Genomic DNA, 16453 nt, shown 5'->3' with positions numbered 1-16453 from the left:
CCCCGGAACATCTTCGCTTTTCTCATCTGCGATCTATTACTTTAGACTGCGGTTTCCATTCCGTCAAACCGGCGTTTCCGCCATGTTCACCCGGTGGTCACCGCGGTCCCCCCAGACTTCCTCCGGGCCACCGACGTTACACCCTCAGGGCGCACCAGTCTAGGCCTTCATTCAGTCTGGGTTTGGCCGCCGATTTCCCGCTTTCGCGGCTGGCGACTTGAAGAACTATACACACGCTTCGGCGCCGGTGCCAAATCGGCGCCCGGGGTGGTCAGCACCCCGGGAATCCGCGGATTTCCGGGCCTGTCGCCTCCACCAGCTGACATCCGTTCGCAACTGTGAGGCACGTCTCCTGCGGGTGTCGTGGCCTAGTCGGCGATCCGGTCCCGGGGAGGCCTGGGGCTTCCGGTCCCCCGGGGTCCGCGGTCGGTGACCGCCTCGGAGAACAGGTCCCAGGAACGTAGTGCCCGGAGCAGCGTGCGCTTCTTGGACACGTGCCCCTGCATCCGTCCGAGGACGCCGGACAGGAAGGCGATCGCGTCCACCACGAAGGGGCCCTTGTTCAGCATCACGGCCTCGGCGCGCTCGGCCATGGCCGCATCGGTGACCTCGGCACGACTCGGCAACCCGGTCCGGGCGAGCGAGTCCAGGACCTGGGTCGCCCAGATCACCGGGACGTGGGCGGACTCGCACAGCCACAGGATCTCCTCCTGCACCTCGGCCATCCGTTCGAAACCTGCCTCCACGGCCAGGTCACCGCGTGCGATCATCACGCCGATGTCCGTCCAGCGCATGGCCTCGAGCAGGATCTGCGGAAGGTTCTCGAAGGCCTCCACGGTCTCGATCTTCAGCACCACGTCCAGGTCCTCACGACCCAGTCCGGTGAGTCGCTCCATCAGGTCCGCCACGTCTGCCGGGGTCCGGACGAAGGACAGGTTGAGGATGTCCGCGTGCTCCGCCACGAACGGCAGCGCCTCGAGGTCCTCCTCGGTCAGCGCCGGAATGTCCAGGTGCGTGTCCGGCAGGTTGATGCCCTTCTCCGCCTTGAGCCTGGTCCCCGACACCCCGGCCGACTCCACGCGCACCTCGATCTCGTCGGGACTGACCTCGGTGATCACGCCACTGATCCTCCCGTCGTCGACGTGGACGCGCTGGCCCGGTTCGGCGTCGTCGAACACCTGGGCCAGTGAGCAACCGATCCGGTGAGGACCGCCGGGCACCGGCTGGGCCGGTTCCAGGGACCGGGTCAGGACGAGCTGTTCGCCGGGACGGATGAACAGCCGCTGCTCCTTCGGCGGCAGCGCTCCGACCTCGGTGAGCGTGCCGTCGGCCGCGTAGAGCACGACCCCGGGCATGAAGTAGGCGGTCTGCGCCATCTCGCAGATGAGCCGGCCCGGCTCGCGGGCGGCCACGGTCATGGTCCGGCCCGAGCCGCGGGCATCCGTGAAGCGGATGGCCTCCCCCACGGCGCGGCCGTCCACCCACCGGGGGTCCCTGACGGGGACGCGCTGCGCCGGGTCCACACCGTCGCCGCCGGTGCCGTCACCACCGATGCCGTCTCCGCCGCCGGATGCCCCGTGCGCGCCTGATTCCCGTTCGGGAGCGACCAGGACCACGGTGGCCGGCTCGAGGACCTGCCCGGTGGCCGAACGCTCCGGCCTGATCTTGAGCACCTCGGGACCGGGCGCGATGGGCCCGGTGCGCAGCTTGGGGCCGGCCAGGTCCATGGCCACGAGGCAGCGGTCCGGTGCCGGTTCTCCCCCGCGGCTGAAGCACACCCCGTGGGGAGGATGCCCCTGGCCGCCGGCACCGTCCACGGGCGGGAGCCCCTGGGCGGACCTCAGGTGCCGGATCATGGCGCGCCACTGATCCGGACCGTCATGGGCGCAGTTGATGCGAGCCATGTCCATGCCGGCCCGGAGCATCTCGGCCACGAGTTCCGGCTCCGTGGCGGCCTGGGACGGGAAGGTCACCATGATCCTGGAGACGCGTTCCCGGGGGCTGGGGCCGAGCAGGCTGGTCGCGTTCTGCTCCAGCCGGTCCGGTCCGGCATCCATGTCCGGCCATCCGGTGGCACGGCCCGTCCCGGTCCCGACGGCGGCACCGGATTCACCCGTGGAGACGGCACGTGCCAGCCGGAGGCCCTCCAGGCTGGCGGCGATGGACTGCAGCGTGGGCAGTACCCGGGACTCCAGCCGTCCCAGGGAGGACAGGCCGAGGTCGGCGAGACGGCCCTGCAACGTGCGGATGTCCCGGCCGCGGAGCCAGACGTAGTGCACGAGGTTGGCGGCACTGTCCCGGTGCTCGGGCCGGACCCGGACGATCCGGTCCGCCTGGTCGGCCTCGGCGGCGCGCGCACCGTGGATGAGCTCCTGCACCTGGGCGAGGAGCTCCTCCAGGTCCGCGGCGGTCGGCGCCGCGGGGTCGGCGGACGCGGGGCGGCCGGGTCGCACGGAATCGGTCACGTCGTCCACTCTGCCATCCGTCCGGGACCTCCGGGGCCGTCAGACCCGCCCGGACGGGGATTTCACCGTGTGGCCACGGAACCGTCACTCAGGCGGACAGGTCCACCAGCGCCATGTTCTTCTTGCCGCGGCGCACCAGCAGGTAGCGCCCGTGCAGGGCCTGCTCGCTCCCGAAGGCCTGCTCGGCATCGGTGACCTTGACGTTGTTCACCGAGGCGCCTCCGTCGGCGACCGTGCGGCGCGCCTCGGAGTTGGAACCGGACAGCCCGGTGGCCACCAGCAGCTCGACGATGCCCACCGGACCACCGGCACCCAGGCCGGGAGCCGCCGTCGGGAGCTCGGCGGTGGCGGCGGCGAGGGTGGCCTCGTCCACGGCGGCCAGGTCGCCCTGGCCGAAGATGGCCGCGGAGGCATCGATGACCTTGCGCGTGGCCTCCTCCCCGTGCACCAGGGAGGTGACCTCCCAGGCCAGGGTCTTCTGGGCCTCCCGGCGGAACGGTTCGTCCCGGACCTTGGCCTCGAGCTCCTCGATCCGATCCCGGTGCAGGAAGGTGAAGACCTTCAAGCGGCTGATGACGTCCGCGTCCGCGGTGTTCAGCCAGAACTGGTAGAAGGTGTACGGCGAGCACATGCGCGCGTCCAGCCAGATGGCATTGCCCTCGGACTTGCCGAACTTCGTGCCGTCCGCGTTGGTGATCAACGGGGTGCCGAAGGCGTGTGCCGCGGTTCCCTCGACCTTGCGGATCAGGTCCGTCCCGGAGGTCAGGTTCCCCCACTGGTCGGAACCACCGGTCTGGAGCATGCAACCGTAGTCGCGGTACAGGTTCAGGTAGTCCATGCCCTGCAGCACCTGGTAGGAGAACTCCGTGTAGGAGATGCCCTCGTCCGAGTGCAGGCGCTTGGCCACGGTCTCCTTCCGGATCATCGTGCCCACCCGGAAGTGCTTGCCGATGTCCCGCAGGAAGTCCAGGGCGCTGAGCTGCCCCGTCCAGTCCAGGTTGTTGACCATGCGGGCCGCGTTGTCCCCCTCGAAGGACAGGAACCGCTCGATCTGGCCGCGCAGGTAACCCACCCACTCGCCGACGGTCTCTCGGTCGTTGAGCACCCGCTCGGCCGTCTGCCGCGGATCACCGATGAGCCCGGTGGAGCCGCCGACCAGCCCGAGCGGCCGGTGACCGGCCAACTGCAGCCGGCGCAGGACGAGGATCTGGACGAGGTTGCCCAGGTGCAGCGAGGGGGCCGTGGGGTCGAAACCGCAGTAGTACGTGATCGGGTCCCCGGACAGCACCTCCTCGAGCGCGGTCTCATCCGTGGAGACGTGCACGAGTCCGCGCCACTTCAGCTCCTGCCAGATGTTCGGGAACGAGGGATCGTTCGACTGGCCGGCCAGGGCAGGGTTCACGGGCCGGGGCTGCGCCGGGGCGCCCTCCGGCTGGCGGTCCTGCGGTGCGGTGGACGTGGTGGTCACGGATGCTGCCTCTCGGTGCGTGCGTCGTTGCGGTATGCGGGGCGTGGGACGGTCCTGGGGGACGGTCCGGGGCGAACGGGGGTCGGCGGAGGGTGCGGTGGGCCGGTCAGGCGTCGTCCAGCCCCGCCGGCAGCCCACCGGTGGCGAGGACGCGCAGGGTCTGGGTGGACCGGGTCATGGCGACGTACAGGTCCCCGACGACCCCACCGGTCTCGGCGACGATCTGTGCCGGTTCCACCAGCACGACGGCATCGAACTCCAGCCCCTTGGCCTCCCCCGGGGTGGTGGAGACGATGTCCTGGCCCAGGCCACCGCCTCCGGACCCGACCCGGTCACCGTAGCGTTCGACCAGCAGCGCGGCGATGCGCCGTTCGAGGGACGCCGGGGCGATCACGGCGAGCAGGCCGCCGTCGATCCTCTCGAGGTCCTCGGCCACCCCGGCCATCAGCGCGCCGACCGCCTGCGCCTCGGGCACCTGTTGCACCGTGGGCTGCCAGTCGCCCTCGCGCACGGCCTGTGGCGAGGAGACCGGCAGCCCGGCCTCCTGGGCCACCCGGGCGGCCAGCCGGGTGATCCGGGCCGGGGTGCGGTAGTTGACCGTCAGCTCCTCCAGGCGCCAGCGGTCCTGGACGAAGGGCTCCAGGGCCTCGGCCCAGGAGGTGACGCCGGCCGCCGAGGACGCCTGGGCGATGTCCCCCACGATCGTGAACGACTTCATGGGGCAGCGCCGCATGAGCAACCGCCACTGCATGGGTGAGAGCTCCTGCGCCTCGTCCACCACGACGTGCCCGTAGGTCCAGGTGCGGTCGGTGGAGGCCCGCTCGGACGCGGAGACGTAGCGGTCGCCCTCCTCGTTGACGTCGGCCAGGGCCTCGGCGGTCACCACGCCGTCCACGCCGAGGTCCTCCAGCATGGCGTTGACGTTCTTCAGGGACGCCTCGGCGTTGGCGAGGTTCCGCTTGCGCTCGACCTCCTGTCCCGCCTTGCCGCGGCCCGCGCTGGGATCGAGCTCTCCGAGCAGTTCCGCCGCCTCGTCCAGCAGGGGGACGTCCGCCTCGGTCCACGGCGCGTCCACCGGGCGCACCAGGCGCCGGCGGTCATCGGGCTCGAGGAACGGCGCCGCCATGTCCAGGTGCTCCGGCCTGGAGAAGAGGTCCGAGAGCAGTTTCTCCGGGGTCAGGGGCATCCAGCACAGGTTGAGCGCGATCCTCACGTCCCGGGAGGTCCGGACATCCTCCGCCAGGTAGGACCGGTCGATGTTGTTGCCGGCGCCCGAGGACTTCTCCAGCTTGTCCTTCAACTGGTCGGCCAGTTCGCGGACCATGATCTTGACGAAGGTGTTCCGGGCCTCGTTGTGCGGCTTGCCGGTGGCCCGGGCACGGTCCCGGGCGCGCCGGACCTGCTTGGGACGGATGGTCAGGACGGTTCCGCCGACGTCCACCGTGCGCGGCCCCGCGGGGAGCCGCTGGCGGTTGGCCACCGCGTTGGCCACCACGTCGGCCATGAACAATCGGCCCTTGATGCGGGCCACCCGGCGGTCGGTCTCCGGCACGGCCTTGATGCCGGGCATGAGCCGGCCGAGGGAGGACATCACCACGCCGGTCTCGCCCAGGGAGGGCAGCACGCGGTCGATGTAGCGCATGAAGGACTGCGACGGGCCGACCAGCAGCACGCCGGCGGACTTCAGCCGTTCCCGGTGGGTGTAGAGCAGGTAGGCGGCGCGGTGCAGGGCCACCGCGGTCTTGCCGGTGCCCGGGCCGCCCTGGACCACCAGCACGCCCTTGATCGGGGAACGGATGACGGCGTCCTGCTCGGCCTGGATGGTGGCGACGATGTCCCCCATCTGTCCGGTGCGCCGCGCCGAGACTGCCGCCAGCAGGGCGCCGGCGCCGTGGTGACCGGTCTCCCCATCCAGCAGGCTCGCGTCCAGCACGTCGTCCTCGAGGTCCACCACGGTGCGCCCGCGCAGCATCAGGTGACGGCGTCGGCGCACCCCCAGCCGGTGGTGGGCGGTGGCCTGGTAGAACGCCCCGGCCTCGGGGGCCCGCCAGTCCACCATCAGCCGCTGTTGGTCCTCGTCGGTCAGCCCGATGCGCCCGATGTAGCGTTCGTCCCCGCCGTCCAGGTCCAGCCGGCCGAACACCAGCCGGTCGTCCACGGCGTACAACTGCGCGAGGCGGTCCTCGTAGAGCGTGGCGAAGGCGTCGCGTTCGGAGACGTTCTGCACCGAGCCCTGGGGCCCCTCCTTGCGCACGCGCGCCAACTGGCGCTCCTTCTCCGCCCGCAATTCGTCCAGACGCTCGTAGAGCCGGGCGACGTAGTGGCGCTCGTGCTCCAGTTCGGTCTGGTGGACCGGGACCACATCAGTCATGCCTTGCACACCTATCGGGCTATCGACGGTGCTCCCCGGGGAGCCTGACGACCGGAGGGGTCCGGCACGCCCCGGGGGCACCACGGAACGAGTGACCATCCATGGTACAGCGGTTGCGGTGAACACACCGTAAATGTCCGCCCCCGCGCGACGGGGCCCACCCCCTGGATCATGCCCGTGAGGTGCGACGACGCGGGACCGCCGGGCGGTAGGGCGAGACCGAGGGCTCGTCCGGCAACCAGAAGCGCCAGGGGAACTCCGGTCCTCCCCCGGGCCCGGAGACGCCGGTGCGGGGCCCGGTCAGGGTGCCCGGCCGGCGTCGCGAACGGATGCCGGAGAGCCAGATGCCGTCGGAGGCCTGCGCCGCGTGGTCGTCCGGACCGGGCCCGGACAGCAGGACCGAGCCGTCGTCACCGGCCCCGATGCCGAGGGCCTGGGCCAGTCGCGCCGGACCGGAGGCCAGCCTCGGCCCGGCCGGGGCACCGCGCCGGGCGACGGCCGCGTCCAGTCCCACCGTCACCTCACCGGCGCGCAACAGGACGGCGGAACTGGTTCCCTCCGTCCCGCAGACGATGTTCATGCACCAGTGCATCCCGTAGGTGAAGTAGACGTAGACGTGACCGGCGGGGCCGAACATCGTGGCGTTGCGACTGCTTCGACCGCGGTAGGCGTGCGAACCGGGATCGCGCTGTCCCTCGTAGGCCTCGACCTCCGTCAGCCGCACGCCGACCACCGTCCCGCCCCGGGCGACCGTCAGCGTGGAACCGAGCAGGAGCGGGGCGGCCCTTAGGCCACCCCGCTCGAGCACGCTCAGGTCACCGGGCATGGATGCCGGGCTCCCGTCACGCCAGCGGGCCGGACGTCCCGAAGTCGCGCAGCGGCGCGAGCTGGCGCCGGAGCTCGGCCAACTGGGCGTCGACGGCCTCCGGGGCCGTACCGCCCTGGGCGTTGCGGGAGGAGAGGGACCCCTCGGTGGACAGGACGGAACGGACCTCGGGGGTCAATGCGGTCGAGATCGCCGCATAGTCCTCGTCCGTCAGGTCCCAGAGCTCCACGCCCCGGGACTCGGCGACCTTCACGGCCTCGCCCGACAGCTCGTGCGCATCACGGAACGGCACGCCCTGGCGGACCAGCCACTCGGCGATGTCCGTGGCCAGGGCGAATCCCTGCGGGGCCAGCTCGGCCATCCGATCGGTGTGGAACGTCAGCGTGGCGATCATCCCGGACACGGCCGGCAGCAGCAGCTCGAGGGTGTCCGCGGCGTCGAAGACCGGCTCCTTGTCCTCCTGCAGGTCGCGGTTGTAGGCCAGCGGCAATCCCTTGAGGGTGGCCAGCAGCCCCGTCAGGTCGCCGATCAACCGCCCGGACTTGCCCCGCGCGAGTTCGGCGACGTCCGGGTTCTTCTTCTGCGGCATGATCGAGGAGCCGGTGGAGTAGGCGTCGTCCAGGGTGACGAAGCCGGCCTCCTTGGTCGCCCAGAAGATGATCTCCTCGCTGATCCGGGAGAGGTCGACGCCGATCATGGCGCACACCCAGGCGAACTCGGCGAAGACGTCCCGGGCGGCGGTGCCGTCGATCGAGTTCCACGCCGCGGAGGCGAAACCGAGGTCCGCGGCCACCGCGTTGGGGTCCAGGCCGAGCGAGGACCCGGCCAGGGCTCCCGAGCCATAGGGCGACACCGCGGCACGGCGGTCCCAGTCCACGAGCCGCTGCACGTCCCGCGCCATCGCCCAGGCGTGGGCGAGCAGGTGGTGGCTGAGCAGCACCGGCTGGGCGTGCTGCAGGTGCGTCCGTCCCGGCATCGGCGCGTACGGGTGGGCCTCCGACTGGGCGATGAGCGCGTCGATGGTGTCCAGCAGGCGGGCCGCGATCAGTCGAGCGTGGTCGCGCAGGAACATCCGGCCCAGGGTGGCGATCTGGTCGTTGCGGGAGCGCCCCGCCCGCAGCTTGCCGCCCAGCTCCGGACCGGCGCGCTCGATCAGCCCGCGCTCGAGCGAACCGTGCACGTCCTCATCGGAGTCCGCGGCGGCGTAGGCGCCGGAGACGACGTCGGCCTCCAGGCGGTCGAGCGCGGCCAGCATGCCCTCGAGCTCGGCGTCGTCGAGCAGCCCCGCGGTACGCAGGACCCGGGCGTGGGCGCGGGAACCCGCGATGTCGTAGCGGGCCAGTCGCCAGTCGAAGTCCGTCGACTTGCTCAGCGCCGCCAGGGCGTCCGCGGGGCCGCCGGCGAAGCGGCCGCCCCACAACGAGCCCTCATTGGTGCCGTGGCGCTGTGGCCCCGGCGTGTTCTCCGCGCCCTGGTCCGCCACGTCTCAGGCCCCGGTGCTCTCGTTCGACAGCTTCGCCACGTCCTCGAGGGAGTCCACGGACCCACCGCCCTCCACTCGCTGGTCGCGCTCGGTCGCGACCTTGGAGGAGAGGCCGAAGATGTCGATGAAGCCCCGTGCCGAGGACTGGTCGAAGGCATCGCCCTCGTCGTAGGTGGCGAGGCTGAAGTCATACAGCCCCGTGTCCGAGCGACGGCCCTGGACGGTGGCGCGCCCGCCGTGCAGTTCCATCCGGATGTCCCCGGAGACGTACTTCTGGGTCTCGTCCACGAAGACGTCCAGGTTCTTCTTCAGCGGGGAGAACCACTGGCCGTCGTACACCAGCTCGGTCCAGCGCTGGTCCACGGTCTTCTTGAACCGGGCCTGCTCGCGCTCCAGGGTCACGTTCTCCAGCTCACGGTGGGCGGTCATCAGCGCCATCGCGCCCGGGGCCTCGTAGATCTCGCGGGACTTGATGCCCACGAGACGGTCCTCGACGATGTCGATCCGCCCGATGCCCTGCGCGCCGGCCCGGCGGTTCATCTCCTCGATGATCTGCAGCGGGGACAGCGATCGGCCGTCCAGCGCGACCGGGACGCCCTGCTCGAAGGTCACGGTCACCACGTCCGGCGCCGGCGGGAACGCCGGGTCGTCGGTGTAGTCGTACACGTCCTTGGTCGGACCGTTCCAGATGTCCTCCAGGAAACCGGTCTCCACGGCGCGGCCCCAGACGTTCTGGTCGATCGAGAACGGGTTCTTCTTGGTGGTGACGATCGGCAGCTCGTTGCGCTCGGCGTACTCGATGGCCTTGTCCCGGGTGAGCGCCAGGTCCCGGACGGGGGCGATGCACTTCAGGTCCGGCCCGAGGGTCTGGATGCCCACCTCGAAGCGGACCTGGTCGTTGCCCTTGCCGGTGCACCCGTGGGACACGGTGGAGGCGCCGAACTGGCGCGCGGCGGCCACGAGGTGGCGCACGATCACCGGACGGGAGATGGCAGACACCAGCGGGTAGGCGTCCATGTAGAGGCCGTTGGCCTTGAGGGTCGGCATGCAGTACTGCTCGGCGAACTCGTCCCGGGCATCGGCCACGTAGGCCTCGACCGCACCGCAGTCCAGGGCGCGCTGGCGCACGGTCTCGAGGTCCTCCCCACCCTGGCCCACGTCCACGGCCACGGCGATCACCTCGGCCCCGGTGGCCTCGGCGATCCAGCCGATGGCCACGGACGTGTCCAGTCCGCCCGAATAGGCCAGGACGATGCGTTCTGTCATTGCGTACTCCTCAGGTCTCCTGCAGTGGCGGGCCGGTCTCCACGAGGTGGAAGGCGGCCCTGGTGGACTCTATGCAAGAGTCTACATATTTATGCATCGTTGCGCACGGACGACGCCGCGAAGACCCTCCGCGACGCGGCACCCCGACCACACTCACCGTACTGTGGACCCATGAGCAGCGACATCCCCGGACCCCAGAACCCGGACCACTCCACCCCGGGACCCGGCGCCCCGGCGCCCCACGGAGCCCCTGAGCTCACGGACGAGCAGCTGGAGTTCCTCAACTCCCTGTTCGACCTGGCCCGCGCCGGCGACTCCGAGCCGCTGCTCGCGGCCGTGGACCAGGGGGTGCCGGTGAACCTGGCCAACCACAACGGGGACACCCTGTTGATCCTGGCCACCTACAACAACCACCCCCGGCTCGTCCGTGCCCTGCTGGATCGCGGGGCGGACGCCCACCGGGTCAACCAGCGCGGCCAGTCGGCCCTGGCCTGCGCCGTGTTCGTCCAGAACGAGGAGTCGGTGCGCGCCCTGCTGGCCGCCGGGGCGGATCCCGACGCCGGCCCCGTCAGTGCGCGTGCGGCGGTGGACCAGTTCGGGCTCGAGACCATGCGCAGTCTGCTCGATGAAGCTCCGCGTGACCAGGGTCACGGCCCGATCTCGACCCCCTGACCCCTCACTCCGGCCTCACCACCTCACACGGCGCCGTTCCCCCGGTTGACCGGGAAGCACCACGTGCCTCGTCGCCAGGCTCCCCCCAGCGGCGCCCCTGAGCGTTCCATGAGAATTGCCTGGGGAAACCGCCGCGGATTTGACGTTATCGTCCTGATGCCTTTCACTGGTTTCAGACCTGCTTCGTGATCGTTTCGTGATCCGGCAGGAAAGAACGACAGCGGGCCTCCCCCACCAGCACCGTCCCTTGGGAGCCTCGCGCCGTGTATTCCATCACGGACGGCGGACGGTGCTGCTGTGACGACCGGGGACGGTTCGAGCAGGGGTGGGCCGACATCTCCCAACATCATGCAGAACACCTCCACTGCCAAGACTGCCCGCCGCTCCATCGTCCGCCGCTCGGCCGCCGGCCTGGCCGGCGTCGCCATCGCCGGTGCCGGGCTGACCGCCCTCTCGGCCCCGGCCACCGCCGCCCCGGTCTCCACCTGGGACGCCCTGGCCCAGTGCGAGTCCACCGGCAACTGGTCCATCAACACCGGTAACGGCTACTACGGTGGCCTGCAGTTCTCCCCGTCCACCTGGCGCGCCTTCGGCGGCTCCGGCATGCCGCACCAGGCCTCCAAGGCCGAGCAGATCCGCGTTGCCGAGAACACCCTGGCGGTCCAGGGCTGGGGTGCCTGGCCTGCCTGCTCCGCCAAGCTGGGCCTGTACGGCACGCCCTCCAACGCCAACGTGACCACCCAGTCGGCGGACTCCAACGCCGCCGCTGAGCGTGCCGCCGCCAACAAGGCCGCTGCCGAGCGCGCCGCCGCCAAGGAGGCCGCCGCCGCCGAGCGCGCCGCCGTCCAGCAGGCACAGGTGCAGCAGGCCGAGCGCGCCTCCTCGGTCACCCCGGTCGAGCGTTCCGCCAAGACCGTCACCGTCAAGCCGGGTGACACCCTGGCCAAGATCGCCCGTTCCTACGGCGTCGAGGGCGGCTGGAAGGCACTGCACGCCGCCAACGCAGACACCGTGGCGAACGCGAACCTGATCTTCGTCGGCCAGACCCTGCACCTGCCGGCCTGATCGACGTCCGTCAGTCCTGACGGAACGCGCCGGATGGGGAGTCCTCCCCATCCGGCGCGTTCCCTCGTTAAGGACACCGGCCACTAGGGTGAGACAGCAGTCATCCCGCGCTCGGTGTCGACGAGTCACCGCCCCGCGCGCCGCACCACACCGGATCAGCAGTCTCGAAGGGGAACATCCATGCCTCAGACCACCAGCAGCCACATCTCCGTCCGCCGCAGGTTCAGCGCCCTGGGCATCACCGCACTGGGCGCGGCCGCGGCACTGACCCTGTCGAGTTGCGGCACCAGCGCCCCCGCGCTCGAGGACGTGTGGCCCGAGGTGAGCGAGTCCGTCCAGAACGCCAAGTCCGTGGCCATCGAGGGCAATGTCACCCAGGGCGGGCAGGACATGTCCGTCGCGATGTCCGGTCAGATCGATGACTCCTCCTACTCGGGGGCCGTATCCATGGGAGAGGCGCAGGTCGAGGTCATCGGCAACGCCGAGAAGACCTACCTGAAGCCCAATGGCGCCTTCTACCAGGAGATGGGCGGCGCCGGGCTGCAGGAACTCGTGGGCGAGAATTGGCTGGAGGTGCCTGCGGAGGACGGCGGCTTCACCATGTCCAGCTTCTGGTCCAGCGTCAGTGAGGACATCCCCGACGCCGATCAGTTCCAGGACTCCGAGTACACCTCAGAGGTCGTGGAGCACAACGGCGAGGAGGTCTACAAGTACTCCGGCACCAGCGCCGAGAACGGTGAACCGGTGGCCATCTACATCACCCAGCAGAACAGGCTCGTCCGCGTGGAGGTCGACCAGCCCGAGCAGGGTGAGGGCGGGTCGGCGGACGCCTCGACCCCGGCCGCCCCGCAGGCCAGCGCGAGCCCGGATGCCGGAACCGGGACCGTGGACTTCTCCGACTGGGACGCCGTGGAGCCGGTCGACATGCCCGCCAAGGACGAGGTCTTCGCCGTCCCCGGCATGTGACACCGACACGGGTCCTCCCGGACGCCGACCCGCGGAACCACGACCGACGCCGGCCGAGTCACCTCGGCCGGCGTCGGCGTGTCCGGCGTCGTCGAGAACGACGCGTGGTGTCCGCCCGGGTTGCCGACAGGCTCCGCCGTCAGCCCGCGTAGCCGAGGAACCGGCCGGCCACGGCCACTCCCCCGTCCGTGGCCCGGGCCACGATCATGATGGTGTCGTCACCGGCGATGGTCCCCAGGACATCCGGCAGCCGGGACTGGTCGATGGCGGAGGCCAGGAACTGCGCGGCCCCCGGCGGGGTCCGCAGGATCACGAGGTTCCCGCTGGACTCCGCCGAGACGAGGAGCTCGCGGCACAGTGTCGCCAGGCGGTGTTCCATGGCCTCCGGTGCCCGGTGGCCCGGAGCCTCCCCGGTCACCGGGCCCTCGGGAGGCACCGCGTAGGCCAGCTGGCCGCCGTCGCTGCGGACGCGGTAGGCGCCCAGTTCCACCAGGTCGCGGGACAGCGTCCCCTGGGTCACCGAGACCCCGCGGGAGCGCAGCCTGTCCAGCAGTTCGGACTGGCTGTGCACGGCCACCTCGGCCAGGACGTCCTTGATGGCGGCCTGGCGGGCGGTCTTGGTGGACGGGGCGCTCATCGACCCTGCGGCGGCGTCGCCAGGCCGGACCGGTACAGCAGCCAGGCCATCAGCGCCTTCTGGGCGTGCAACCGGTTCTCCGCCTCGTCGAAGACCACGGACTGCGGGCCGTCGAGGACCTCCGCGGAGACCTCGAAGCCCCGGTAGGCCGGCAGGCAGTGCAGGAAGATCGCGTCCGGCGCGGCCTGGGCCATCGCGGCGGAGTCCACGGCGTAGTCCCGGAACAGCTCCTGGCGCTGCTCCTTCTCGTCCTCCTGGCCCATCGAGATCCAGGTGTCGGTGACGACGACGTCGGCCCCGGACAGCGCCTGCGCGGCGTCCGTGGTGACCAGCACCGACCCGCCCGTCTGGGCCGCGCGCTCCTCTGCCGCGGCCACGACCGCCGGGTCCGGGAGGTAGGCCCCGGGCCCGGCGATGCGCACGTGCATCCCCGCCGTCACCCCGGCCAGCAGGTAGGAGTTGGCCATGTTGTTGGCCGCATCGCCCAGGTAGGTCATGACCAGGCCCTGGGTGCGGCCCTTGTGCTCACGCACCGTCAGCAGGTCGGCCAGCAACTGGCACGGGTGGTAGTCGTCCGAGAGGGCGTTGATCACCGGGACGGTGGCGTTCTCCGCCATCTCCTGCAGGCCGGATTGCGCGTAGGTGCGCCACACGATCACGGACACCATCCGGGACAGCACGGCGGCCGTGTCCGCGATGGTCTCCTTGTGCCCCAGCTGGGACTCACCGGGGTTCACGATCAACGGCTGGCCCCCGAGGTCGGCGATCCCGGCGGCGAAGGACACCCGGGTCCGGGTGGAGGTCTTGTCGAAGAAGACGATCCCGGTCTGCGGCCCGGCCAGGGGCCGGTGCAGGAACCGGTCGGCCTTCATCTCCTGGGCCAGGTCCAGCACCTCGGACTGCTCGGCGGGCGTCAGGTCGGTGTCCACCAGGAAGTGGCGCAGGGCGGGATTCGGCGTGTGGACCGGTGCAGGGCTCATCAGTGGGTCTCCTGGGTGCTCAGGTCGGAACCGCCCTGGCCGGACGGGGCCGGGGCCTCCGCCAGCGCGGCGGCGTGGATGCTCGGGAGGTCGGCGACCAGGGCGTCGACCAGGTCGTCGCCGATCACCAGCGGCGGTGCCAGCCGCAGCGTGTCCGGCCCCGTGGCGTTGAGCAGGTACCCGGCCCGCAGGCCGGCGCGCACCATGGCCGGCGCCAGGCCGCCGTCGGGCACCGGGGACCCGGCCGGGGCGGTGACGTCCACGCCGACCAGCAGCCCGTACTGGCGCACCGCGGTGACGAGGCCGAGACCCCGCAGCGCCTCGGCCAGGCGTGCGCCGAGGCTCCGCACGTGGGCCAGCAGGTCCTCGTCCTGGATGACGCCCAGCACCGCCAGGGCGGCAGCGGTCGCCACGGGGTTGCCGCCGAAGGTGGTGCCGTGCTGTCCGGCGGTCAGCAGGGAGGAGGTCCGCGCACCGAAGCTGACCATCGCGCCGATCGGGATGCCCCCGCCCAGGCCCTTGGCCAGCGTCATGGCGTCCGGGATCACCGGGTCATCCTGCCCCGTGACCTGCGGGGACTGATGGGCGAACCAGTGACCGGTCCGCCCGACGCCGGTCTGGACCTCGTCGAAGATCAGCAGGGCCCCATGCTCGCGGGTGAGGTCCCGCGCCGCCTGGAGGTACCCGGCCGGCCAGCCGTGCACCCCGGACTCGCCCTGGACCGGTTCGATGACGACGGCGGCCACGGTCTCGTCCACGGCCTCCCGCAACGCCTCCACGTCCCCGCCCTCGATGAACTCGATGCCCGGCACGAGCGGTTCGAACGGCTCACGGTAGGCGTGCTTGTAGGTCATGGACAGCGCACCCATCGTGCGGCCGTGGAAGGCGTTGCGCAACGCGATGACCCGGGTGCGCCGGCCGGACGGGTCCTCGCCACCGTGGCGTCGGGCCAGCTTCAGGGCGGCCTCGTTGGCCTCGGAGCCCGAGTTCGCGAAGAACACGGTGGAACCCTCCGGCGCGCGGGACAGCTCCAGCAGCCGCTCCGCCAGGTCGACCTGCGGGCCGGAGGTGAAGAGGTTGGAGACGTGGCCCAGCGTCGCGAGCTGCCTGGTCACCGCCTGCACGAGGGCCGGATGGGCGTGGCCGAGCGCGTTGACGGCGATCCCACCGAGGAAGTCGGTGTAGCGCCGGCCGTCGGCATCCCAGACGCTGGCACCCTCGCCGCGGACCAGGACCGTGCTGGGTGCGCCGAAGACCCCTGTCAGCGCGTGGCCGTAGCGATCGAGGTAACCGGCGTTGGAGTCGGGCGAGGTCATGGGGCTCCTGTCTCAGTGGGGGCGTCCGGCAGCACCTGGGTGCCCACCCCGGCTGCGGTGAAGATCTCCAGCAGCATCGAGTGCGGCTCGCGTCCGTCCACGATGTGGGCCTGCGGGACCCCACCGTCCACGGCGTTCAGGCAGGCGGTCATCTTCGGGATCATCCCGGACTGCAGCCCGGGCAGCATCGCCCGCAGCTCGGAGGCCGTCATGGAGGACACCAGCGAGTCCCGGTCCGGCCAGTTCGCGTACAGTCCCTCCACGTCCGTGAGCACCACGAGCTTGGCCGCGCCCAGCGCGACGGCCAGCGCGGCGGCCGCCGTGTCCGCGTTGACGTTGAGCACGTCCCCGGTGGGGACGCCGGCCGGGCCGATCTCCGGGGCCACGGAGGACACGACCGGGATCCGGCCGTTGTCGATGAGGTCGCGGATGGCCACGGGGTTGACGCCGGTGACCTCGCCGACCAGCCCGAGGTCCACGTCCTCGCCGTCCACCTCCGTCCCGGTGCGCACGGCCCGGAAGAGCGCGGCGTCCTCACCGGACATCCCGACCGCGTAGGGGCCGTGCCCGTTGACCAGTCCGACCAGCTCGCGGCCCACCTGCCCGGTCAGCACCATCCGCACCACGTCCATGGCCTCGGCCGTGGTCACCCGCAACCCACCGCGGAACTCGGAGTCGATGCCGAGCCGGTCCAGCATGGCGTTGATCTGCGGCCCGCCGCCGTGGACCACCACGGGGTGGATCCCGCAGTGGTGCAGGAAGACGATGTCCTCGGCGAACGCCCGGCGCAGCGGTTCGGAGACCATGGCGTTGCCGCCGTACTTGATGACCATGGTGGTCCCGGCGAAGCGCTGGATCCAGGGCAGGGCCTCGATCAGCACCCCGGCCTTGGCGGTCGCCCGGTCCCGGTCCGGTCCGGTGGCTCCCTGTGCGGTCAC

Annotated in this window: 13 protein-coding genes; 3 read left to right on the top strand and 10 right to left on the bottom strand. The window is 71.1% G+C overall.

The annotated features are described in order from the left end of the window. Positions 1-368: 368 nt before the first annotated feature. From CITRI_RS17225 to CITRI_RS0109595, 6 genes are all read right to left on the bottom strand, one after another. Positions 369-2465 (bottom strand): pyruvate kinase, encoded by a 2097-nt coding sequence (locus CITRI_RS17225; protein ID WP_237709033.1) that lies wholly within the window; start codon positions 2463-2465, stop codon positions 369-371. 88 nt (positions 2466-2553) lie between these two features. Further along, positions 2554-3867, bottom strand: coding sequence for a tyrosine--tRNA ligase (gene tyrS / locus CITRI_RS0109615; RefSeq protein ID WP_029139193.1), 1314 nt, complete (start codon positions 3865-3867; stop codon positions 2554-2556). A gap of 172 nt (positions 3868-4039) precedes the next feature. Then, complete coding sequence (locus CITRI_RS0109610) at positions 4040-6304, bottom strand: AAA family ATPase (protein ID WP_040386228.1); 2265 nt, start codon at positions 6302-6304, stop codon at positions 4040-4042. Between the two features lie 169 nt (positions 6305-6473). Beyond that, positions 6474-7130 carry a DNA-3-methyladenine glycosylase gene (locus tag CITRI_RS0109605; RefSeq protein ID WP_010144562.1) on the bottom strand — a complete coding sequence of 219 codons (657 nt, stop codon included), beginning with the start codon at positions 7128-7130 and terminating at the stop codon, positions 6474-6476. A 16-nt stretch (positions 7131-7146) separates the two neighbouring features. After that, positions 7147-8613 (bottom strand): argininosuccinate lyase, encoded by a 1467-nt coding sequence (gene argH, locus CITRI_RS0109600; protein WP_010144561.1) that lies wholly within the window; start codon positions 8611-8613, stop codon positions 7147-7149. 3 nt (positions 8614-8616) lie between these two features. After that, the gene (locus tag CITRI_RS0109595; protein WP_010144560.1) at positions 8617-9879 is read right to left on the bottom strand and encodes an argininosuccinate synthase; all 1263 of its coding nucleotides are present in this window, start codon (positions 9877-9879) and stop codon (positions 8617-8619) included. 171 nt (positions 9880-10050) lie between these two features. Between CITRI_RS0109595 and CITRI_RS17220 the strand changes: the two genes are divergently transcribed. The 3 genes from CITRI_RS17220 (at position 10051) to CITRI_RS0109580 (ending at position 12582) form a co-directional block, all read left to right on the top strand. Then, complete coding sequence (locus CITRI_RS17220; protein ID WP_010144559.1) at positions 10051-10551, top strand: ankyrin repeat domain-containing protein; 501 nt, start codon at positions 10051-10053, stop codon at positions 10549-10551. Positions 10552-10899: 348 nt separating this feature from the next. Next, positions 10900-11616, top strand: a complete 717-nt coding sequence (gene rpf, locus CITRI_RS0109585; RefSeq protein WP_010144558.1) for a resuscitation-promoting factor Rpf — start codon at positions 10900-10902, stop codon at positions 11614-11616. Between the two features lie 180 nt (positions 11617-11796). Next, entirely contained in the window at positions 11797-12582 is a 786-nt protein-coding gene (locus CITRI_RS0109580) for a hypothetical protein (RefSeq protein ID WP_010144557.1), read from the top strand. Positions 12583-12721: 139 nt separating this feature from the next. Here CITRI_RS0109580 and CITRI_RS0109575 read toward each other — a convergent pair whose 3' ends face one another. From CITRI_RS0109575 to argB, 4 genes are read right to left on the bottom strand one after another with little or no spacing between them, the layout of a single operon-like run. After that, complete coding sequence (locus CITRI_RS0109575; protein WP_010144556.1) at positions 12722-13219, bottom strand: arginine repressor; 498 nt, start codon at positions 13217-13219, stop codon at positions 12722-12724. Beyond that, on the bottom strand, positions 13216-14199 hold the full coding sequence (gene argF / locus CITRI_RS0109570; RefSeq protein WP_010144555.1) for an ornithine carbamoyltransferase: 984 nt from the start codon (positions 14197-14199) through the stop codon (positions 13216-13218). Before argF ends, CITRI_RS0109575 begins: the two co-directional genes overlap by 4 nt. After that, positions 14199-15515, bottom strand: a complete 1317-nt coding sequence (locus CITRI_RS17215) for an acetylornithine transaminase (protein WP_010144554.1) — start codon at positions 15513-15515, stop codon at positions 14199-14201. Before CITRI_RS17215 ends, argF begins: the two co-directional genes overlap by 1 nt. Further along, positions 15512-16453: an acetylglutamate kinase gene (gene argB / locus CITRI_RS0109560; RefSeq protein WP_010144553.1), complete on the bottom strand. Its 942-nt coding sequence runs from the start codon at positions 16451-16453 to the stop codon at positions 15512-15514. Before argB ends, CITRI_RS17215 begins: the two co-directional genes overlap by 4 nt.

The sequence above is a fragment of the Citricoccus sp. CH26A genome (genome assembly GCF_000224415.1).
Taxonomy (GTDB): domain Bacteria; phylum Actinomycetota; class Actinomycetes; order Actinomycetales; family Micrococcaceae; genus Citricoccus.
The sequence above is the reverse complement of the archived record's forward strand: the minus strand, read 5'-3'. Positions and strand labels throughout refer to the sequence as shown.

Coding starts and splice junctions, on each gene's coding strand:
- CITRI_RS0109595 (WP_010144560.1), bottom strand. CDS start 9,879: ATGACAGAACGCATCGTCCTGGCCTATTCGGGCGGACTGGACACGTCC.
- rpf (WP_010144558.1), top strand. CDS start 10,900: ATGCAGAACACCTCCACTGCCAAGACTGCCCGCCGCTCCATCGTCCGC.
- CITRI_RS0109605 (WP_010144562.1), bottom strand. CDS start 7,130: ATGCCCGGTGACCTGAGCGTGCTCGAGCGGGGTGGCCTAAGGGCCGCC.
- argF (WP_010144555.1), bottom strand. CDS start 14,199: ATGAGCCCTGCACCGGTCCACACGCCGAATCCCGCCCTGCGCCACTTC.
- CITRI_RS0109580 (WP_010144557.1), top strand. CDS start 11,797: ATGCCTCAGACCACCAGCAGCCACATCTCCGTCCGCCGCAGGTTCAGC.
- CITRI_RS0109575 (WP_010144556.1), bottom strand. CDS start 13,219: ATGAGCGCCCCGTCCACCAAGACCGCCCGCCAGGCCGCCATCAAGGAC.
- CITRI_RS17220 (WP_010144559.1), top strand. CDS start 10,051: ATGAGCAGCGACATCCCCGGACCCCAGAACCCGGACCACTCCACCCCG.
- CITRI_RS17215 (WP_010144554.1), bottom strand. CDS start 15,515: ATGACCTCGCCCGACTCCAACGCCGGTTACCTCGATCGCTACGGCCAC.
- CITRI_RS0109610 (WP_040386228.1), bottom strand. CDS start 6,304: ATGACTGATGTGGTCCCGGTCCACCAGACCGAACTGGAGCACGAGCGC.